Consider the following 18,232-nt stretch of genomic DNA (forward strand, 5'->3'; position numbering starts at 1 on the left):
GCAGCGGCAGCTGTCCGGCTCAGCCGAACAACTCGAAAACAGCCGCGCCGAAGCCGAGGTCGAGAGCCCACACCAGCGCGACCATCACGACCACGAACACCAGGACTACGCCGGTGTACGTGACGAGCTGCTTGCGCGTCGGCCAGATCACCTTGCGGAGTTCGCTGATGACCTCGCGGATGTAGCGGAAGAACCGCCCGATCAGCGAGGGGCCCTTCTCCTGTCCATCACGGGTCTTCGTCGGGCGACCCTTCTTGGCGTCGTCGTCCGAGTCGTCGGACTTGACGGCGCTCTTCTTCGACTCAGCGCTGCTGCCGTCCTTGCGGGCGGCCGGGCGAGAGGAGGCACGACGTTCACGCCGCGCCGCAGCAGTGGACGGCCGGACAGCGCCTTCGCGCTCCTCCGGCTGGTCCTGCTCGCGGCCCTCGCTCATGCCGTCCTCCACTCCACCCATGACGCTTCGACAGCAGGGGCGACAGGACTTGAACCTGCAACCTGCGGTTTTGGAGACCGCTGCTCTGCCAGTTGAGCTACGCCCCTTCGGGATCTGCGAGAGATCCCCTGGCCACGCAGGAAGTGTACGGGAGCCTGCCCCGTCCATTCCAACCAGACCGCCCAAGCATCTGTCGAGCGGCCTGTCGCACACCCTACCCACACGAGTGCCGAGAAGACGAATCAGGGTCGGGCAACCGCGGCGGCGGTGTGACCAGAACCTCCCGTGAGCACGGCAAACACCACCGGACCGGGTGGCCCGGCGGTGTCGTTGATCACATCGTCAGGCCACGCGCACGCGGGCGAACGCGCCCGTCAACACCGACTTGCCGTCAAAAGCCGCGTTGATGTTGACCTTCACAGTTCCGTCGCCGAGGTCCTTGGTGACCTTCGCGGTCACCTCGACCAGCGCGCCCTCGTCGTCGTTGGGCACCACGACCGGCCGGCCGAAGCGGCAGCCGTACTCGACGATCGCACCGGGGTCGCCGATCCACTCCGCGACGATCCGCGACGCCACGGCCATCGTGAGCATGCCGTGGGCGATGACGTCGGGCAGGCCGACGTCCTTCGCGGTCTTCTCGTTCCAGTGGATGGGGTTGAAGTCCAGCGAGGCGCCCGCGTAGCGCACCAGGTCGGCGCGCGTGAGGCGGACGGACAGGGCCGGCAGCACGGTCCCGACTTCGTGGCTCACGCGTCTTCTCCCCTCACGACGAGCATCGACCTGGCGGTGGTGACCGGCTCGCCCTCGGCCGTGCTGATCTCGGTCCGGACGGTCACCATGTCGTTGCCCATGCGGGCCACGATGCCGTCGATGTGCGCCACGCACACGAGCTGGTCGCCCGCGGTGATGGGCCGGTGGTGGACGAAGTTCTGGTCGCCGTGCACGACCCGGCTGTAGTCGAGCTGCAGCTCCGGGTCGAACATGACCGTCTCGTTGGTCTTCATCGACACCACGATCGCGAACGTCGGCGGCGCGATGACGTCCCCGTACCCCAGCGCCTTCGCCGCTTCCGCGTCGCGATGAGCCGGGCTGTCGGCACCGATCGCGTCGGCGAACTCGCGGATCTTCTCGCGGCTCACGTCGTACGGCTGCGACGGCGGATAACTACGTCCGATGAAGGCGGGGTCCAGAGGCACCGAATGAGCCTATATGCGGCGAGGCCCGCCCCACGGTGTGGGACGGGCCTCGCCGAAAGACTCGCTACGCGCTCAGCGGGTTTCCTTGTGCGCGCGGTGCGTCTTGCAGTTCGGGCAGAACTTCTTGACCTCCAGGCGGTCCGGGTCGTTGCGCCGGTTCTTCCTGGTGATGTAGTTCCGGTGCTTGCACTCCTCGCACGCGAGGGTGATCTTCGGGCGTACGTCGGTTGCAGCCACGGTCCTTGCCTTCCTGAGAGCACGCGAACCCCGGACAACCCAGTGCGGGCTTACCGCCTGGCGGGGATGGGCAGCGAGGGTGCTGCCCGGGGGTCTGGGGGCTCGGCCCCCAAAATCATGGCGGAGTGAGGACGGCTGGCGCTCTCCGCCAGCACACCTCACCCACTCACGTAGCGGTGGCCGGACTTGAACCGGCGACACAGCGATTATGAGCCGCTTGCTCTACCAACTGAGCTACACCGCTTTAACACACCACAGCCGCGATGCTCAGCACCGCGGCCAGTAGTGGAGCCCCTTTACGGAATCGAACCGTAGACCTTCTCCTTACCATGGAGACGCTCTGCCGACTGAGCTAAAGGGGCTTGCTCTTTCGTTCTTGCCGAGCGAGGAGAACTCTACAACACCCGTCCACCAAGAACGAAATCCGGGGGTCCCTTCAGTGGACCAAGGTGAGCACCGTCTCATCGCGAGCACCCCTGACCTGCACCGTTCGTGCCCGCAGCCACGCCTCGAAGCGATCTTCGGAGAGCGGCCGGGAGATCAGGTACCCCTGCGCGACGTCACAGCCCATGCCGACCAGCTGGTCACGTGCGGCGTCGTCCTCCACGCCCTCGGCGACCACGACGAGACCGAGCGAGTGACCGAGCTCGACGATCGAGCGCACCACGGCCATGTCGCCGAGGTCGGTGCCCATGCCGAGCACGAACGACTTGTCGATCTTCACCTCGTCCACCGGCAGCTGGCGCAGGTAGGCCAGCGAGGAGTACCCGGTGCCGAAGTCGTCGACCGCCAGCACGACGCCGATCGCGTGCAGGCGCCGCAGCACCGGCAGGGCGCGCTCGGGGTCGGCCATGACGCCGGACTCGGTGAGCTCGAAGGTCAGCAGGCCGGAGGGCACGTCGTGGCGTTCCAGCGCGGCCGCCACGCGGTTGGGGAAGTCCTCGTCGCCCAGCGTCCGCACGGACAGGTTGACCGCGATGGACATCCGCAGCCCGCGGTCGAGCCAGCGGCGCACCCGTTCCAGGGCGCGGTCCATCACGAAGTCCGTCAGCACGTCCACCAGGCCGGTGGCCTCGACGGCCGGCACGAACTCGTCCGGGTCGACGCGGCCGAACTCGGGGTGCGTCCAGCGCACCAGCGCCTCCGCGCCCACGACCTGGCGTGAGGGCAGGGCGACCTTCGGCTGGTAGTGCACGGAGATCTGCCCGGTCTCGACGGCCTGGCGGAACTGCGTCACGAGCTGGAAGCGGCGCAGGAAGATCTGGCCCATGCTCGGTGCGTAGGCCCGCACCGGCGTTCCCTCCGTCGTGGCGCGCACGGCGACGTCCGCCCGCTGCAGCAACGCGTCGGGGTCGGGGTCCTCGGTCTCGGAGTCCGCTTTGGACGCGTAGCCCACGACGGCGGAGGCCTCGACGGTCAGCCGGTCGACGGGGTACGGCACGGACAGGCCCGCGCGGAGCCGGTCGGCGATCTCGTGGGCCGTTGCCGCCTGCTCGTCGTCGAAGAACGCCGCGAACGCGCCGCCCTCCAGGCGGGCCAGCGGCACGTCGGCGCCCAGCGCGTCGCGCAGCCTGCGCCCGGCGGCGACGACCATGCGGTTGCCCCAGGCCTGGCCGAGCGCGTCGGAGACCGTCGACAGGACGTCGAGGTCGATGCGCAGCACCACGCCCCTCTTCGACTCGCGCAGCGGTTCGGCGCAGGCCTCGCGGAAGCCCGCGCGGTTGAGCAGGCCGGTCAGCGGGTCGTGGTAGGCGTCGTGGCGCAGGCGGGCGAGCAGCCGCCGGTTGTCCACGGCGGTCGCGAGGTGGGAGGCGAGGGTGCGCAGCAGCTGGATGTCGGCCTTGCCGAAGCCGCGCCACCGGGAGAGCCGGTCGTGCGCCTCGACCGCGCCGAGCAGCTGGGTCGCGCCGCGCAACGGCACCACCAGCGCTTCCTGCACGTCGCGGCGCAGCAGGGCCTCGGTGACGTCCTCGGTCGCGTCGGCCACGCGGTAGTAGCGGACGTGCGTGCCAGGCAGCTGCAGGACCGGGTCCTCGCGCACGGCCCGCGGGTCCGTCGTGGTCATCTCCTCCGGCAGCGGTTCGCCGGCGACGAGGGTGATCATGGCTTCCTGCGGGTCGGTGCGCAGGCGCAGCACGACCCGGTTGGCGTTGAGCTGCTCGCGGATGCGTTCCGCGATGAGCTGCCACTCGTCCTCTTCGACGTTCGCGGTGAGGTCGTCGTCGGGCTGGCGCGGGCCGGTGCCGTGCTGGCCCGACCGCGCGACGCGGAGGCTGACCTCGCTCAGCGCCTCCAGGTCGCGCTGTTCGCGCAGCAGCCCGGAGTAGGCGAGGTAGGTGGCGATGATCCCGGCGAGCACCAGGACGATCAGCAGGCCGCCCCACTGCGTGGTCGAGACGATCTGGTAGCCGACGAGGCCGGCCGAGGTGTTGAGCAGCGCCACGACGAGCGTCTGGAGCACGAGGCGGAGGCTGTTGCCCACCCGCATCGACTTGCCCATGAGCCGCAGGGCGCAGAGGCCCAGGACGCTCGCGAGCAGCGGCACCGTGATCGTGCCGACGAACGCGCCCGCCCAGAACGGCCCGCCCTCGCCGACCACCCGGTTCACCACGGCCGCCGCGGCGAACGCGATGGAGATCTCCATGAACATCAGGCCCGCGTTGTAGACGGCGCGGTCCAGGATCCGCCTGCCCAGCAGCGTGCCCACGCCCGCGACTACGTGCGCGGCGAGGACGATCTCGAACGGGGCCACCAGCAGGCCGAGCACCAGCGGGATCTCGGTGAAGGAGATGGTCCAGGCGACGCCGCTGCGGACGTCGACGTTGATCGCGAGCTGCTCGGCCAGCAGGAAGCCGACGACGAGCAGCGGGCCGATCCAGAAGAGCGAGGTGTGCTCCTCCTCGGGGAGCCAGGCCGCGACCATGCCCGCGCACACGACGCCGGCCACCAGGAGGGTGACGGCGAACGCGCTGAACGCGCGGTTGGTCGACTTGGCCGACCAGGCGGCCGAGTTCGACACGGGGGCCGACGCTCGGTCGGACATCCAGCCTCCTCGTCGGCCTGGGGTGGGGACGCTCAGGCGTGACTGAGGGGTCCCGTACTTGATGATCAGGACCCCTCCAGGGGCACCAGAGTACCCCGCTCGGGGGACGAAATGGCAGGTCGAGCACCCCGCGTGACGCCTGTTCACCCAGACGTGGCTAGTCGGTCAGACGCCCCTGGAGCACCGTCACGGCCTGCCCGGAGAGCAGCACCCGATCTTGGGCGAGAGCAGCCCTGACGAACCCGCCGCGCGCCGACGCCTGCTCCGCCAGCAGGTCAGCGCGCTGCAACCGGGGCACCCAGTAGGACGCGAGCGTGCAGTGCGCCGATCCGGTGACGGGGTCCTCCGGGATGCCGACGGCCGGGTAGAAGCACCGGCTGACGATGTCCGCCTCGCCATCGCCGACCGCTGTGACGATCACTCCACGTGACGACATCTGTGCCAGTCCTTGGACGTCGGGCCGCAGGGAACGGACCTCCTCCGCGCTGCCGAGCTCGATCAGGTAGTCGAAGCGGCCGACCGCGACGGACTTGATCGTCGCATGTGGGAGCGCCTCCACTAGTCCGACTGGCGGGTCAGTCAACTTCGGCGGATCGGCCGGGAAGTCCATCCGGATCCACCCGTTGTCCGGTACGCAGGTGAGCACACCGCTACGCGTGGTGAACCTCTGCTCGCCGCCGAGCACGTGTGCGGTGGCCAGCGTGGCGTGCCCGCAGAGGTCGACCTCGACCTCCGGGGTGAACCAGCGCAGGTGGTTGTCGGAGGTGACGAAGGCCGTCTCGGCGTGCTTCATCTCGGCGGCGACGTGCTGCATCCACACGTCGTCGCGCGGTTCGGTCAGGAGGACGACCCCGGCCGGGTTGCCCGCGAAGCGCTTGTCGGTGAACGAGTCCACCACGAATATCTCCACCGGACCGACCCTGCCAGGTAGAAGTGGCCGGTGGACGACGACTTCTCCTTCACCGAGACGGACCCCGGCTCGATCGGGGCGACCTGGGGGCCGCTGCGGGTGCACCGGCTGCACTGGCGGCCCGGCTGCGACCTGCCCGCGTTGCTCGACGAGTGGGAGCCCCGGCTCACCGGTCTCGACGACCCCGACACCGCGGCGCTCGTGACCGTGCCGAGCCACGAGACGGCGACCGCGGCGCCGTTGCTGCACCACGGCTTCGCCCCGCTCACGGTGGTCGCGGAACGCCTCGCCGGGCGGACCGCCCCTGCGCGGCCCTCGACCGTCGCGGTGCGCCCCGCGACCCGCGCCGACCTGGACGTCGCGGTCGAGCTGAACCTGCACACGGTCCGGTACGACGCCGAGTTCGGCATGGTCACCGTGCGCGCGAACGGCGCGGAGCACCTGCGGGCGGCGCTGGCCGAGGTGCTCGACCGCGACCACGAGGCGATGTGGCTCGCGGTCCACGGCGGCACGCCCGTCGGGATGGTCTACGTGGACCTGCCGCGGCACGCGGGGTGGATGGACCGGTTCGCCGAGCAGCGGCCGTTCGCCTACCTCGGCCACCTCGGCGTGCGACCCGACGCCCGCGGCAGCGGCGCCGGCAGCGCCCTCGTCGCGCACGCCCACGCGGTACTGGACGGGGCGGGCGTGGCGTCGACGTTGCTGCACCACGCGCTGCCGAACCCGCGCTCGACGCCGTTCTGGTACTCGCACGGCTACCGGCCGCGCTGGACGACGTGGGTGCGCCGGCCCGCGCTGAGGTCCTCCCCCGGCGTGTCGCCGTGACCCGAACGGCCTACTGGGTCAAGCTCACGGCGTTCGCAACCGTGAAGAACCCGGACCGACCCGTACTTGTGGAACGAATGCGGACTCTTTTCGACAAAGGGACAAGTGGACCGGACACCACACCTGGGGGTCGAGATGGAGCTCAGCGGAAGAGCCCGCGCGATGCTGAAGGCTGTCGAGGCAGGCAGGGCCGAGGTGACGGGCGGCTCGGAACCGGAGCTGTACGTCGACGGCCTGCCGTGCTGCGACCAGACGGCGACGCACGACCTCGTCCACGCGGGACTGCTGCGCGCGGCCGAACCGACCCGGTTCGAGCACCGCGTGTGCGCCGAGCTGACCGAGGACGGACGCGCCGCGCTCGCGGCGAGTTGATCGCCTGATGATCGAACATTTGTTCGACATGAGGTATGCTGCGCCGTGAGGCCGGCACGCAAGGGAGAGGAAGCTCTTGCGCGCCGGCCTCGCTCTTCGAGACGCCGGATCAGCCGGCTTTCTGCTGGGTGCCGACGTTCATGCGGTTCCACAGGTTGATCGCGCCGATCACGAGCATGAGCCCGGCCAGCTGCTCCTCGTCGAAGTGCTCCGCGGCCCCGTTCCACACCTCGTCGCTGACGTGCACGTGCGTCACCTGCTCGGCCAGCGCGAACGCCGCCTTCTCCGCGTCGGTGTAGTACGGCACGTCCCGCCACCCCGCGATCGCCCAGATCTTCTGGTCCTCGACGCCCGCCTCGCGCAGCAGCCTGGTGTGGTGGTCGATGCAGGCCCCGCAGCCGTTCATGATGCTGACCCGCAGGCAGATCAGCTCCGCGAGGTCCTTGTCGACCCCGGTGGTCGCGGCCGCCTCGGACAACGCCAGCAGCGCCTGCATCGCACCGGGAACACTCAGCACCGGGTTGGCAATCCTCATGGTTCGTTCTCCCTGTCTTCGTCGCCTGTGCCCTGTTGACCCGGCGGGCGGCGAACGTGTGACAGGCCGGCGCGAGAACTTCTCCTCAGGCGCTGACGCCCTGGCCGAGGCCACCGTCGACGGCGAGCTCCGACCCGGTCGTGAAGGTCGCCTCGAACGCGAGGAACAGCACGGCTTTCGCCACCTCGTCGGACGTGCCGTGCCGCTTGAGCGGCGTGATCCGGTCGCCCTCGTCCTTGAACTGCTGGACGACCTCGTCCGGCACACCGGTCACGCCCATCGACGGCGTGTCGATGAACCCGGGGCTGACGACGTTGACCCTGACCCGCGGCGCCAGCTCCGCCGCGAGCCCCCTGGCGAACGCCCTGACCGCGGCCTTGGCCCCGGCGTAGACGCTCAGCCCCGGCGACCCCAGCACCGTGGCGACGCTGGTGGTGAAGACGATCGAGCCACCCTCGACGACCAGCGGCGCGAGCAGCTGGGCGGTGAAGAAAGCGCCCTTCGTGTTCACGTCGAACGTCGTGTCGTAGTCGGCCTCGCCGGTCTGCGCGAACGGCGTCAGCGTGGAGAAGCCGACGTTGACGAAGAGCAGGTCGATGGTGCCGAACCGGCGCCTCGCCTCGTCCCTGAGCCGTGCGATGTCGCCGAGGTTCGCGGCGTCCATCGAGAGGCCGTGCTCGACGTCGTCGGCCTTGCGCCCGGTCAGCAGCACCTCGGCGCCTTGTTCGAGCAGCCTGTCCACGACCGCGCGCCCCATGCCGTGCGTGCCGCCGGTGACGACGGCCTTCTTCCCCTGGTACCTCACCTGATCACCTCGATGACGCTCGCGATGCTGTGCGTGCCGTGCCCCTGCTCCTGCGCGCGCCGGTACAGGTCGTGCAACGCCTGCGGCAGCGCGGTGTCGAGCCCCTGCTCCCGGTTGGCCTCGGTGAGCATGCGCAGCCCGGCCACGTTGATGTCCAAAGCGGACACCTCGGTCTCGTAGCTCCGGTGCCGCGTCTCCTCCCCCATCTCCGGCAGCATGCCGCCGAGCTCGTTCAGCCACTGCGCAACCATCGGCGTGAACTGCTGCGGCGTGATGCCCTCCGTGCCCAGCAACGCGACCGCCTGCAGGTACCCGGCGAACGTCGCCCACATGATCCCGAGCAACCCGAGGTCGTACAGCGCGGCCAGCCCGGCGTCCGCCCCCACGTGCACCGGCTCGCCGAATGCGTCCAGCACGTGGTGTTCCTCGTTGCCGCTGAAGAAGATCCGCGCACCCGGCGTCCCGATCTGCTGCGGCACGGCCATGATCACGCCGTCGACGTACTCGACCCCGTTGTCCGACGCCCACCGCGCGGTGGCCCGCGCCTCCTCCGGCGTGCCGCTGGTGAGGTTGACCAGCGTCCTGATGTTCTTGCTGAGCAACGGCTGCTGCACCGCGTAGGAGGTCAGGCACGTCACCACGACGTCCGCCTCGAACGCTTCCTCGGTCGTGCGCACCCTCGTCGTGCCGGCCGGCGTTGGTTTGTCCGCCGACCTGTTCCACACCGTCACGTCGTAGCCCTTTTCGACCAGGGCGCAGGCGAGCGCGCTGCCCATGCGGCCGAGGCCGAGCACGCTCACCGATTTCTTGGTCCCCATGGCCGAAATCGTCGTGCCGACACTGACAGAACGACAAGTACCTACTATTTTGTCAGGTACCCACCTTTTGGTAAGGATCGAGCATGAAACCACGGACGTACTCGTGCGGCCTCGACGCGGCCATCGACGTGATTGGCGGCCGCTGGAAGGCCCTGATCCTCTGGGCCCTGCACCACGGCCCGATGCGCACCGGCGAACTGCGCCGCTCGGTGTCCGGCATCAGCGAGAAGATGCTCATCCAGGTGCTGCGCGAGATGGAGGCGGACCGGATCGTGCACCGCGAGGTGTTCCACGAGGTACCGCCGCGCGTCGAGTACTCGCTGACGCCGCAGGGCACGCGGCTGAACGACGCACTGCTGCCGTTGGGCGATTGGGGCGAGGAGAACATGACCGACATCGCGCGCCGCCGCGGCGTGGAACCGGCTCCGCGGCACGGGTGAGCGTTCGAGCTCAGTCCCGATCGGACGAGCTGAGCCGGAAAACGACGAGGGGTCCCTGTCCGCAGACAGAGACCCCTGGCGTCGAGTGGCGGGTAGAGGATTCGAACCTCTGTAGCTTTCGCGACGGATTTACAGTCCGCTCCCATTGGCCGCTCGGGCAACCCGCCCCACACCGTCGTAACGGTGCGGTGGGAACAATACATAACCCCGTCGGGCGGCCTCAAATCGGGGTCCCCCAGTAGCATCGGTGCAGCACGAAGACCCCGAGATCGTTGAGGAGTGAAGTCGTGGCGGACCCGTCGTTCGACGTGGTGAGCAAGGTGGACCGGCAGGAGGTCGACAACGCGCTCAACCAGGCGGCCAAGGAGCTGAGCACGCGCTTCGACTTCCGGGGCACCGGCACCACGGTGGCCTGGGCCGGCGAGGAGGCGATCACCTTCACCTCCGAGACCGAGGAGCGCTGCAAGGCGGCCATCGACGTCTTCCAGGAGAAGCTGGTCAAGCGCAACATCTCGATGAAGGCGTTCGAGGTGGGCGAGCCGGCGATCTCCGGGAAGGTGTTCAAGGTCACGGGGAACCTCGTGCAGGGCATCTCGTCGGAGAAGGCCAAGGAGATCGCCAAGAAGATCCGCGACGAGGCGCCCAAGGGCGTGCAGGCGCAGATCCAGGGCGACCAGCTGCGCGTGTCCGGCAAGAAGAAGGACCACCTGCAGGACGTCATCGCCCTGTTGAAGGGCTCGGACTTCGGCATCGCGCTCCAGTTCACCAACTACCGGTGAAGGGCATCGTCCTCGCCGGTGGCAGCGGGACGCGCCTGCACCCGATCACGCAGGCCGTCTCGAAGCAGCTGCTGCCGGTCTACGACAAGCCGATGATCTACTACCCGCTGTCGGTGCTGATGCTGGCCGGCATCCGGGAGGTGCTGATCATCTCCACGCCGGTCGACCTGCCGCTGTTCCGGCGGTTGCTGGGCGACGGGTCGCAGTGGGGCATGCGCTTCGAGTACGCCGAGCAGGCGGCGCCGAACGGGCTGGCCGAGGCGTTCGTCATCGGCGCGGACTTCGTCGGGAACGACGACGTGGCGCTGGTGCTGGGCGACAACATCTTCTACGGCCAGGGCTTCTCCACCACCCTGCAGCAGCACGCGTCCTCTTTGGACGGCTGCGTGCTGTTCGGGTACCAGGTGAAGGACCCCGAGCGGTACGGCGTGGGCGAGGTCGACGCGTTCGGGCGGCTCATCTCCATCGAGGAGAAGCCCCGGCACCCGAAGTCGAACCGGGCGATCACCGGGCTCTACTTCTACGACAACGGTGTGCTCGACATCGCGGCGAACCTCAAGCCGTCGGCGCGGGGCGAGCTGGAGATCACCGACGTCAACCTGCGCTACCTGCGCGAGGGGCGGGCGCAGCTGGTGGAGCTCAGCCGCGGGTTCGCGTGGCTCGACACCGGCACGCACGACTCGATGCTGGAGGCCGGGCAGTTCGTGCAGGTGCTGGAGCACCGCACGGGCGTGCGCATCGCGTGTCCCGAGGAGATCGCGCTGCGCATGGGCTTCATCTCCGCGCAGGAGTGCTACGCGCTCGGCGAGAAGCTCGGCAAGTCGGGCTACGGCGAGTACCTGATGGCCGTGGCGCAGACCTCGCGCTAGCGCCGCGCCATCTCCTCGAGCCTGCGGACGCGGTCGGCGATCGGCGGGTGGGACGAGAACCACCGCGCGAACTGCTCCCCGGGCCGGAAGGGGTTCGCGATCATCAGGTGGCTCTGCGACACCACCTCCGGCTCCGGTGCGAGCGGTGCCGCCCGCGTCCCGAGCTCGATCTTGCGCAGGGCGCTCGCCAGCGCCAGCGGGTCGCCGGTGAGCTCAGCGCCGGACTGGTCGGCCTGGAACTCGCGGGACCGGCTCACGGCCAGCTGCACGACGGTCGCGGCGACCGGGCCGAGCAGCGCGATCAGCAGCAGGCCGAGCGGGCCGGGGCCGTCGTCGTCACCGTCGCCGCCGCCGAAGATCCCGGCGAACAGGGCCAGGTTCGCGAGCATGGTGATCACGCCCGCCAGCGCGCCGGCGACGCAGCTGATCAGGATGTCGCGGTTGTACACGTGGGCGAGCTCGTGGCCCAGCACCGCGCGCAGCTCGCGTTCGTCGAGCAGCTCCAGGATGCCGGTCGTGCAGCAGACGGCGGCGTTGCGCGGGTTGCGGCCGGTCGCGAACGCGTTCGGTGCCACCGTCGGGCTCAGGTAGAGCCGCGGCATCGGCTGCTTGGCCTTCTGCGACAGCTCGCGCACGATCGCGAACATGACCGGCTGCTCCACCTGCGACACGGGCCTGGCCCGCATCGCGCGCAGGGCGAGCTTGTCCGAGTTGAAGTACGCGTAGGCGTTCACGCCCAAGGCCAGCAGCAGGCCGATGACCAGTGCCGTGCGGCCGAACAGGCTGCTGATCACGATGATCAGCGCGCTCATCCCGCCGAGCAGCAAGGCCGTCTTCAACCCGTTGATGTGCTTGTGCACGGTTGCGCCTCCGGGTTCCTCACGTCCTACCCCTCAACGAACCCGGTCGCCTCCCGGTTCCGGTGGCCGTCTCCGGCGCCGGTTCCGCGGCCGGGTCCAGCGCGGGCGGCGGTGGCACCTGGTCGACCCACGTGGCCAGCACGTCCCGTTCGTGCACCAGCTCCGCCACGGCGCCGTCGCCGTCGAGCGACCCGGTGCCCGGATAGCCGAACTCCGGTGCCCAGTGCAGGGCGTCGAACGGGCAGACCTCGACGCAGATGCCGCAGTAGAGACACTGGCCGTAGTCGATCGCGAACCGGTCGAGCACGTTGCGGCTGCGCGGGCGGGCGCTGCCGGGCTGCTGCTCGACCTCGGTGTGCGACGTGATGTGGATGCACCAGTCGGGGCACTCGCGCGCGCAGATCATGCAGACCGTGCAGTTGGCCTCCAGCAGCGCGATAACGCCCCTCGTGCGCGGCGGGAGGCTGTTGCCGTTCTCCGGCCCGGTCATGGCGTGCTCTCCTCTTCACGGCGCGGGCCCCACGACGGGTCCGGCACTCCGGGCGGTGCGGTGCGGCGGCGGCTGGGCGCGCTGGTGTTGTCCTCGCCCGGCTCCAGCCGGCCCGGCCACGGGCGCACGACCCTGGAGGCCAGCACGAAGTCCTTGCGCAGCGGGTGGCCCTGGAAGCTGTCGGGCAGCAGCAGGCGGTCGCCGGGCGTGGTGAGCACGATGCCGAACATCTCCGCGGCCTCGCGCTCGTGCCACTCGGCGCCGCGCCAGAGGTGGGCGACGCTCGGCAGCGGGTCGTCCTGGCCGACCTCGGTGCGCAGCATGACGCCTTCGCGCGTGCTCGGGTCGATGACGTGCAGGAACACGGCGTGGCGCCGGCCGACGGCACCGGGCCGGCCCGCGTCCTCGACGCCGAGCCAGTCGAACATCGCGAAGCCCGCGGCGTGGTGCTCGGTGGCGGTGGTGAGCCAGTCGGCGAGCTCGACGTGGTGGACCGTCTGCCCGAACGCGGTCTTGGGGGTGGTCGTCACGCGTTCACCAGCCGGTGCAGCGCCCTGAGGCCTTCGAGCAGCGCCTCCGGGCGTGGCGGGCAGCCGGGGACGGCAACGTGGACCGGCAACGCCTGGTCGATGCCCTTGGTGACGCTGTAGGAGTCCCAGTACGGGCCGCCGGTGTTGCTGCAGGCACCCACGGAGATCACGTACCTGGGTTCCGGCATGGCCTCGTAACTGCGGAGCACAGCGGGCAACATGACGTCCGTGACGGTGCCGGAGACGACGAGCACGTGCGCCTCGCCCGCGCCGTCGACCGGCGTCACGCCGAGGCCGGGGAGGCGGTCGAGCGCTGCCATCACCTCTACCCCGCAGCAGGCGAGTCCGAGTTCGAGCACGGTGACCTGGTAGGTGGTGCCCCATTCCAGGCGAGCGGAAGCCGTCACAACCAGCGAGGGTAATACTTGGGGGCCCGCCGGCTTGCGCCTGGCGGACCCCCACCCCCCAATGATTCCCCCCGGAATCGGCTCCCACGCGTGGTCGCCGCGGATAGTTTTGTACACCGTCAGATAAGTGTCCAGGGATTTACCGGCAGAATCTGCAGATTATCTGTCTGCGAACTGCGGTCAAGTTCAGTTCAACTGATCGGTAGAACACCAGAGAGGGTTCCGATGTCCGGCTCGTCCCAGTTGGTGCTGCCCACCAGCACCTCGCTGCACCGTCTGCTGAACATGCCCGGCGCTCTCCTGGACACCACGATGGACCAGCTCAGGACGCTGTTGACGGTGCACGAGACCCGGTCGGCCCTGCGCGCGGCACGGGCGCTGGGACGTGAGCAGTCGAGCGTGCAGAAGCAGCTGGACACGTTGAACAGGAACTTCCGGGAACTGTGCGGTGAACCGCTGGTGGTGAAGCAGGGACGCGGAAGGGACGTGCTGTTCACGCCCACCGGTGAGTCGCTCGTCGAAATGGCGCGGGAGACGCTCGCGGACTGGCTCGACGGAATTCACGAGTGCCGCCGCAAGCTCGGGACGACCGTCACCGTCGGCACCACGCGATACATGCTGGACACGCTCGCGAAGGCGTGGCACCACGTCGCCGACGAGTTCCGCGAGCGCGACGTGGACCTCAAGGTCGTGCACATCCGCACCAAGGACATCTGGACGAAGCTGGAGACCCGCGAGGTCGACGTGGTGTGCGGCAGCGTCGTGACGCGGGCGGGCGCCGGCTGGGAGCGGCCGGAGTTCGACGTGATCGAGTGGCGGCGCGGCGGCCTAGCGCTGCTGACGAACCTGCCGGACGCGGTCGTCGGCGAACGGGTGCGGGTGCCGCAGCTGCGGTCCCTGCCGCTGGTGGTGCCGGGGGCGGGGCTGATCGCGGAGTTCCTGCGCGGCTGGTTCGGCCCCGACTACCGGCAGAGCATCGACATCGCCGCGGAGATCGACGAGATCCAGTACGGCATCTCGCTGCTGCGCTCGAACCTCGTCCAGGGAGCCATGATCGTGACGTCCGGTTTGGGCGTGGTGGCGTCGAACAACGAGCTGCGGGAGGGAGGCGGCCTCCGGGTCGTCGAGCTCGCAGATGACTCGCTGGAGCGGCTCGTCGGCGTTTTCGCCCGAACGGACGAACTGTCGAAGCACCCGGCCGATCACCCGCTCAACCTGCTGTGGGCGGCCTTCACAGCAGAAGCGCCCCGGCCGTAGCCGAGGCGCTCCCGGGGTCCTGCGGGTGCTGCGCTACTGCGTCTTCGCGGGTGTCATGGCGTCGTGCTCAGGCCTGCGGGGCTCGACTTTGGAACGGTGCTGGGCCTTGGCCATCTTGGCCAGCCAGCTCGTCGCCTCCGAGCGGATCTTCGCCAGCTCGGTGTCGGGTGCCTGTTGCTCGTTCATCGGCCACTCCCTGCGTTCGGGGGATCGCTTCGATGGGAGCACTACCGGGCGTGCGCCCGCTAGGGCCGCCATGCTTGTGGGTGAACTCTGTTGACAGCATCGCCCGCCGATGGGGTTCCCGCACCCCGGGGCGACCGTTCTCAGTACCCCAGGTACCCGCCGCCCAGGTTCATGTTGACCAGACCCGGGTGGTTGTGGAAGCCGCCGTAGCGCGCGTAGGTGTAGCGGACACCGGCGATGATGTTGTCGACCGGCGCCAGGATGTTGTCGTACCCCGGCAGCTTGTACGCGCGGAACGTCGGGTCGATGCACTGCATGAGCCCCTTGGACGGGGTGCCGCGCAGCGCGTTGGAGTCCCAGTTGTTGACGGCGTTCGGGTTGCCGTTCGACTCCTTCATGATGATCGTGTAGATCTCGTCGAGGCTGCTGTTGTCGATGTTGGTGCCGTTGGCCTGCAGGACCTTGATGGCTTCCTTGATCCAGCCCTCGACCTCGCGCTGCTTGGCCGGCTTGCGCATCTCGGCCTGGAGCTCCGCCTCGACGCGAGCCGCCTCCACCCGCTGCGCGTGCGCGTCCTTGGCGATCTTGCTCGCCTGCTCGAACGTCTGCATCGCGTACATCTGCTGGAACTGCAGCAGGCGCCCGACCTCACCGCCGGGGTTGACGTCGTGCACGGTCTTCAAGGCCTGCTGCGTCTGCGGAGCCGCCCCGAGCTCGGCCGCACCCGCGGCGAGGTCGGTGGAGGAGCCACTGGTGGCCGCGTTGGCGATGGCGGCCGTGCCGGCGGCGACACCCGCCGCGACGACGATGGCGCTCACGCGGTGGGCGAGCGGGACCTTGTCGTCCTCGGCGCGGTGGGAACCGGGCTTCACTTCTGCTTTGGGCACGACCGTGTACACGGTTCGGCCGGCGGCCTTGCTGTGCCGGGCCAAGGGGGAGCCTCCTGCGTCGGGGAGCTTGGTCTCCGGCGTTCCCGGCGGGGGATTCCGGGCGGACCTGCGGAACCCTTCGAGCTGCGGTTCCCGTGTCCTGCCAGTGACCAAACCGTTATCGGCGGGCGAGAACGTAACCTCGCGTCACGAGCACAGGCAAGCCTGGGCACCCGTTCGGTGACTCTCGTCACGTTTCCGATGACTTGGGCGATCCGTTGCTAACACACAGTCAGCACTGCTGTGAATGCTTCCGTGATGTGTTCATCGTTGCCTCCTGGCGAACCGGCGGAGCTGTCTGCCGACTCGGTGCTCGCTTGGCACACAGTTCTGACGAGAGGTACGGAAGCGTGGCCGCCGCGGTTCACGGCCGGTTGTTCTGGCGCCTCTGCTCCAGCGCCTTGAGCACCCAGTCCGCGCTGTCGCTCGGCCCGCTGTTGAACGCGATGGCCGCGTCCGGCTGGAGCCAGTGCACGAGGTTCACCACCTGCTGGAACACCTCCAGCAACTCCGGCTGCTTGCGGATGCCGCCACCGACGACCACGCAGTCGTACCGCTTGACCTTGAGCCGGTCGGCGATCCCGGCCAGCGCGGCGTCGCCGAGCTGGGCGAAGTCGACGAGGTGGAGGTCCTCGGCGAGACCGAGCTCGGCCACGAGCCTGCTGCCCTGCTCGATGGCCGCGGCGACGGCGTCCGGGTCGTAACCGGGGATGGTGTGCGGGTCGAAGCCGATGACGAGAACGGTGGGCACCCGCCGGAGGCTACTGCCGTTCGGTGGCCCTCGGCACCGTTGACGAGGGCCACCGGTTCAGGACGCGGGTGCCACCTCGAAGCCCGCGATGCCGACCCTCATGCCGAGGAGCCACATCAGCGCGGTGGCCGCGCCCAACAACAAGGCAACGCCGAGCGCGAGCGTGAGCAGGCGCAGCAGCAGTGACCAACTGGACGTGTGGTGGCGGATCATGGACCAGAGGTTCTCGGCGGGTCCTTCGCTTCGGCGGGAACAGGCGTGCTGGCCGGCAGGCGCGACCGACCGTTCGTCGTCCGCGTGGTTCTGGGCGGCGGACCGACTGGCTAACGTCACTTGTCGCAAGCTCCTTCGCGTGTGGAGTGGTTTCAGCCCGGCGAAGGTGATCGAACGGCTCCCTCTGGCCAGGGAGCCGTTCCTCTTTTTAGGCGTGTACCTCCGGGCGATGGCCAGCGTATGGAGCCGAAGGGTGCGCATACGGCCGTTGGTCGTTGAGCGGCACCGTCCACACGGTGGGCTGCAGGAGCGTTAACGAGCGGGTAGTCGCGTTGATCGAACTCCATGGGCCTTTGAAGGCCTTCCCGCGCCGTTGAAGGGTTGTCCACAGGCGGTAGGAGCTCGCAGGGCTGCGATGAGCGGCTGGTCGACGGTGCACGTTGCCTGCGGGAGAAAATCTGTGGCGGCGGAGGTAGACATCCTCGGTCCGATGTGGGTAGCATTCTCCTCGTCGAACAAGAGGTCCAGGGCACGGGAGATGACGAACTGCCCGTGAGATGTGCAAGAAGGCAGTCGGTGGAAGCGAAACCGGCATGTGCATGAGGTCCGGTGCCGACAGCCACGTGAGAGTGAAAGAGCAGTAATCAGAGGAGAAGGGAAGGGTTGCACCCCATCGGATCGCCCGCCTTCGGCTGAACTCGGCCGGACGGGTACCGCAGTTCCATCAGATTGGAAGGTGGTCTTCGGTTACGCACACGCGATCCCCGCAGTGCCCGCTTCTGACAGGGGCCGTGCGGACAGAGCAAGTCGATCTCACGGTCGGCTAGGTGGAAGTGAAACCCAACAACCCTGGGGCCCCGGTGCTACGGCATCGGGGCCCCTCGTGATGCGGAGGCGCGATGACCCCTGGCACAGATGAATCAACTGCGGAGAACCCGCAGACGACAGCCGAGAAGTTCGACGACGAGCACTACCCCGCCTACACGATGGGCCGGGCCGCGGAGCTGCTGAACACCTCGGCGAACTTCCTGCGCAGCCTGGACGAGGCGAAGCTCATCGAGCCCCAGCGCTCGGCCGGCGGCCACCGCCGGTACAGCCGCTACCAACTGCGCCTCGCGGCCCGCGTCCGCGCCTTGGTCGACCAGGGCACGGGCCTGGACGCCGCCTGCCGCATCGTGACGCTGGAGGACCAGCTCGCCGAAGCCCAGGCGATCAACGCCCGGCACACCGCTCCGGTGCCGCACCAGGAGGCCCGCCCGCCGCTGCGTGGCGCGTAGGCCCGCACAAAGCAGATCTGCGCTGGCGAAAACCCTGCTCCAAGTCGTCCGACCAGCGCAGATCCACTGC

The 18,232-nt window shown here is 69.1% G+C and carries 24 protein-coding genes and 4 tRNA genes; 7 read left to right on the forward strand and 21 right to left on the reverse strand.

What is annotated here, in order from left to right:
• Positions 1-19: 19 nt before the first annotated feature.
• From secE to ACZ7CD_RS01450, 9 genes are all read right to left on the reverse strand, one after another.
• Positions 20-433, reverse strand: coding sequence for a preprotein translocase subunit SecE (secE, locus tag ACZ7CD_RS01410; RefSeq protein ID WP_360401874.1), 414 nt, complete (start codon positions 431-433; stop codon positions 20-22).
• Positions 434-467: 34 nt separating this feature from the next.
• Positions 468-540: transfer RNA gene (locus ACZ7CD_RS01415), tRNA-Trp, on the reverse strand.
• A 235-nt stretch (positions 541-775) separates the two neighbouring features.
• A complete protein-coding gene (locus tag ACZ7CD_RS01420) occupies positions 776-1,183 on the reverse strand; it encodes a MaoC/PaaZ C-terminal domain-containing protein (RefSeq protein ID WP_470370014.1) in 408 nt (135 codons plus the stop codon).
• A complete protein-coding gene (locus ACZ7CD_RS01425) occupies positions 1,180-1,629 on the reverse strand; it encodes a MaoC family dehydratase N-terminal domain-containing protein (protein ID WP_360401868.1) in 450 nt (149 codons plus the stop codon). The genes ACZ7CD_RS01420 and ACZ7CD_RS01425 overlap by 4 nt, the downstream gene beginning before the upstream one ends.
• A gap of 72 nt (positions 1,630-1,701) precedes the next feature.
• On the reverse strand, positions 1,702-1,866 hold the full coding sequence (gene rpmG / locus ACZ7CD_RS01430; protein WP_053733184.1) for a 50S ribosomal protein L33: 165 nt from the start codon (positions 1,864-1,866) through the stop codon (positions 1,702-1,704).
• A 171-nt stretch (positions 1,867-2,037) separates the two neighbouring features.
• A tRNA-Met gene (locus ACZ7CD_RS01435) sits at positions 2,038-2,110 on the reverse strand.
• Positions 2,111-2,152: 42 nt separating this feature from the next.
• Positions 2,153-2,228 (reverse strand) — tRNA-Thr (locus tag ACZ7CD_RS01440).
• Between the two features lie 74 nt (positions 2,229-2,302).
• Positions 2,303-4,909, reverse strand: coding sequence for a putative bifunctional diguanylate cyclase/phosphodiesterase (locus ACZ7CD_RS01445; protein WP_470378142.1), 2,607 nt, complete (start codon positions 4,907-4,909; stop codon positions 2,303-2,305).
• Between the two features lie 157 nt (positions 4,910-5,066).
• Positions 5,067-5,819 carry a PhzF family phenazine biosynthesis protein gene (locus ACZ7CD_RS01450; protein WP_470378143.1) on the reverse strand — a complete coding sequence of 251 codons (753 nt, stop codon included), beginning with the start codon at positions 5,817-5,819 and terminating at the stop codon, positions 5,067-5,069.
• A 30-nt stretch (positions 5,820-5,849) separates the two neighbouring features.
• Here ACZ7CD_RS01450 and ACZ7CD_RS01455 point away from each other — a divergent pair, with 30 nt between their 5' ends.
• A complete protein-coding gene (locus ACZ7CD_RS01455; RefSeq protein WP_360401859.1) occupies positions 5,850-6,644 on the forward strand; it encodes a GNAT family N-acetyltransferase in 795 nt (264 codons plus the stop codon).
• A gap of 162 nt (positions 6,645-6,806) precedes the next feature.
• Positions 6,807-7,016 (forward strand): hypothetical protein, encoded by a 210-nt coding sequence (locus tag ACZ7CD_RS01460; RefSeq protein WP_458430167.1) that lies wholly within the window; start codon positions 6,807-6,809, stop codon positions 7,014-7,016.
• A gap of 109 nt (positions 7,017-7,125) precedes the next feature.
• On the opposite strand, the gene ACZ7CD_RS01465 is transcribed toward ACZ7CD_RS01460, so the two are convergent.
• From ACZ7CD_RS01465 to ACZ7CD_RS01475, 3 genes are all read right to left on the reverse strand, one after another.
• Positions 7,126-7,551 (reverse strand): carboxymuconolactone decarboxylase family protein, encoded by a 426-nt coding sequence (locus ACZ7CD_RS01465; RefSeq protein ID WP_360401853.1) that lies wholly within the window; start codon positions 7,549-7,551, stop codon positions 7,126-7,128.
• A gap of 85 nt (positions 7,552-7,636) precedes the next feature.
• The gene (locus tag ACZ7CD_RS01470; RefSeq protein ID WP_470378144.1) at positions 7,637-8,356 is read right to left on the reverse strand and encodes an SDR family NAD(P)-dependent oxidoreductase; all 720 of its coding nucleotides are present in this window, start codon (positions 8,354-8,356) and stop codon (positions 7,637-7,639) included.
• Positions 8,353-9,174 carry an NAD(P)-dependent oxidoreductase gene (locus tag ACZ7CD_RS01475; RefSeq protein WP_470373089.1) on the reverse strand — a complete coding sequence of 274 codons (822 nt, stop codon included), beginning with the start codon at positions 9,172-9,174 and terminating at the stop codon, positions 8,353-8,355. The genes ACZ7CD_RS01470 and ACZ7CD_RS01475 overlap by 4 nt, the downstream gene beginning before the upstream one ends.
• Positions 9,175-9,257: 83 nt before the next feature.
• Here ACZ7CD_RS01475 and ACZ7CD_RS01480 point away from each other — a divergent pair, with 83 nt between their 5' ends.
• Entirely contained in the window at positions 9,258-9,614 is a 357-nt protein-coding gene (locus ACZ7CD_RS01480; RefSeq protein WP_470373088.1) for a winged helix-turn-helix transcriptional regulator, read from the forward strand.
• A gap of 86 nt (positions 9,615-9,700) precedes the next feature.
• Here ACZ7CD_RS01480 and ACZ7CD_RS01485 read toward each other — a convergent pair.
• Positions 9,701-9,781, reverse strand: a tRNA-Tyr gene (locus ACZ7CD_RS01485).
• Positions 9,782-9,901: 120 nt separating this feature from the next.
• Here ACZ7CD_RS01485 and ACZ7CD_RS01490 point away from each other — a divergent pair.
• Both ACZ7CD_RS01490 and rfbA read left to right on the forward strand, forming a co-directional pair.
• Complete coding sequence (locus ACZ7CD_RS01490; protein ID WP_065915931.1) at positions 9,902-10,393, forward strand: YajQ family cyclic di-GMP-binding protein; 492 nt, start codon at positions 9,902-9,904, stop codon at positions 10,391-10,393.
• Positions 10,390-11,262, forward strand: a complete 873-nt coding sequence (gene rfbA / locus ACZ7CD_RS01495) for a glucose-1-phosphate thymidylyltransferase RfbA (protein ID WP_360401840.1) — start codon at positions 10,390-10,392, stop codon at positions 11,260-11,262. Before ACZ7CD_RS01490 ends, rfbA begins: the two co-directional genes overlap by 4 nt.
• Here rfbA and htpX read toward each other — a convergent pair.
• The 4 genes from htpX to ACZ7CD_RS01515 are packed head-to-tail and all read right to left on the reverse strand — an operon-like array spanning position 11,259 to position 13,549.
• Positions 11,259-12,122, reverse strand: coding sequence for a zinc metalloprotease HtpX (gene htpX, locus ACZ7CD_RS01500; RefSeq protein WP_470378145.1), 864 nt, complete (start codon positions 12,120-12,122; stop codon positions 11,259-11,261). The genes rfbA and htpX overlap by 4 nt on opposite strands.
• A 19-nt stretch (positions 12,123-12,141) precedes the next feature.
• A complete protein-coding gene (locus ACZ7CD_RS01505) occupies positions 12,142-12,612 on the reverse strand; it encodes a 4Fe-4S binding protein (protein ID WP_470378146.1) in 471 nt (156 codons plus the stop codon).
• Positions 12,609-13,142 (reverse strand): NADH-quinone oxidoreductase subunit C, encoded by a 534-nt coding sequence (locus tag ACZ7CD_RS01510; RefSeq protein WP_360401831.1) that lies wholly within the window; start codon positions 13,140-13,142, stop codon positions 12,609-12,611. The genes ACZ7CD_RS01505 and ACZ7CD_RS01510 overlap by 4 nt, the downstream gene beginning before the upstream one ends.
• Positions 13,139-13,549, reverse strand: coding sequence for an NADH-quinone oxidoreductase subunit B (locus tag ACZ7CD_RS01515; protein WP_360401828.1), 411 nt, complete (start codon positions 13,547-13,549; stop codon positions 13,139-13,141). Before ACZ7CD_RS01515 ends, ACZ7CD_RS01510 begins: the two co-directional genes overlap by 4 nt.
• A gap of 225 nt (positions 13,550-13,774) precedes the next feature.
• Between ACZ7CD_RS01515 and ACZ7CD_RS01520 the strand changes: the two genes are divergently transcribed.
• Positions 13,775-14,806: a LysR family transcriptional regulator gene (locus tag ACZ7CD_RS01520; RefSeq protein ID WP_360401825.1), complete on the forward strand. Its 1,032-nt coding sequence runs from the start codon at positions 13,775-13,777 to the stop codon at positions 14,804-14,806.
• A 33-nt stretch (positions 14,807-14,839) separates the two neighbouring features.
• On the opposite strand, the gene ACZ7CD_RS01525 is transcribed toward ACZ7CD_RS01520, so the two are convergent.
• The 4 genes from ACZ7CD_RS01525 to ACZ7CD_RS01540 form a co-directional block, all read right to left on the reverse strand.
• On the reverse strand, positions 14,840-14,992 hold the full coding sequence (locus ACZ7CD_RS01525; RefSeq protein WP_470378147.1) for a hypothetical protein: 153 nt from the start codon (positions 14,990-14,992) through the stop codon (positions 14,840-14,842).
• Positions 14,993-15,132: 140 nt separating this feature from the next.
• On the reverse strand, positions 15,133-15,879 hold the full coding sequence (locus tag ACZ7CD_RS01530) for a transglycosylase SLT domain-containing protein (protein WP_360401819.1): 747 nt from the start codon (positions 15,877-15,879) through the stop codon (positions 15,133-15,135).
• A 406-nt stretch (positions 15,880-16,285) separates the two neighbouring features.
• A complete protein-coding gene (locus ACZ7CD_RS01535; RefSeq protein ID WP_470369974.1) occupies positions 16,286-16,672 on the reverse strand; it encodes a hypothetical protein in 387 nt (128 codons plus the stop codon).
• A gap of 57 nt (positions 16,673-16,729) precedes the next feature.
• Complete coding sequence (locus tag ACZ7CD_RS01540; protein ID WP_470378148.1) at positions 16,730-16,885, reverse strand: hypothetical protein; 156 nt, start codon at positions 16,883-16,885, stop codon at positions 16,730-16,732.
• An 899-nt stretch (positions 16,886-17,784) separates the two neighbouring features.
• On the opposite strand from ACZ7CD_RS01540, the gene ACZ7CD_RS01545 reads away from it, so the two are divergent.
• A complete protein-coding gene (locus ACZ7CD_RS01545) occupies positions 17,785-18,162 on the forward strand; it encodes a helix-turn-helix domain-containing protein (RefSeq protein ID WP_360401810.1) in 378 nt (125 codons plus the stop codon).
• Positions 18,163-18,232: the final 70 nt, after the last annotated feature.

It is taken from the genome of Lentzea sp. NPDC036949, assembly GCF_055608075.1.

Coding starts and splice junctions, on each gene's coding strand:
- secE (WP_360401874.1), bottom strand. CDS start 433: ATGAGCGAGGGCCGCGAGCAGGACCAGCCGGAGGAGCGCGAAGGCGCT.
- ACZ7CD_RS01505 (WP_470378146.1), bottom strand. CDS start 12,612: ATGACCGGGCCGGAGAACGGCAACAGCCTCCCGCCGCGCACGAGGGGC.
- ACZ7CD_RS01460 (WP_458430167.1), top strand. CDS start 6,807: ATGCTGAAGGCTGTCGAGGCAGGCAGGGCCGAGGTGACGGGCGGCTCG.
- ACZ7CD_RS01480 (WP_470373088.1), top strand. CDS start 9,258: ATGAAACCACGGACGTACTCGTGCGGCCTCGACGCGGCCATCGACGTG.
- ACZ7CD_RS01475 (WP_470373089.1), bottom strand. CDS start 9,174: ATGGGGACCAAGAAATCGGTGAGCGTGCTCGGCCTCGGCCGCATGGGC.
- ACZ7CD_RS01545 (WP_360401810.1), top strand. CDS start 17,785: ATGACCCCTGGCACAGATGAATCAACTGCGGAGAACCCGCAGACGACA.
- ACZ7CD_RS01540 (WP_470378148.1), bottom strand. CDS start 16,885: ATGATCCGCCACCACACGTCCAGTTGGTCACTGCTGCTGCGCCTGCTC.
- ACZ7CD_RS01520 (WP_360401825.1), top strand. CDS start 13,775: ATGTCCGGCTCGTCCCAGTTGGTGCTGCCCACCAGCACCTCGCTGCAC.
- ACZ7CD_RS01525 (WP_470378147.1), bottom strand. CDS start 14,992: ATGAACGAGCAACAGGCACCCGACACCGAGCTGGCGAAGATCCGCTCG.
- ACZ7CD_RS01465 (WP_360401853.1), bottom strand. CDS start 7,551: ATGAGGATTGCCAACCCGGTGCTGAGTGTTCCCGGTGCGATGCAGGCG.
- ACZ7CD_RS01445 (WP_470378142.1), bottom strand. CDS start 4,909: ATGTCCGACCGAGCGTCGGCCCCCGTGTCGAACTCGGCCGCCTGGTCG.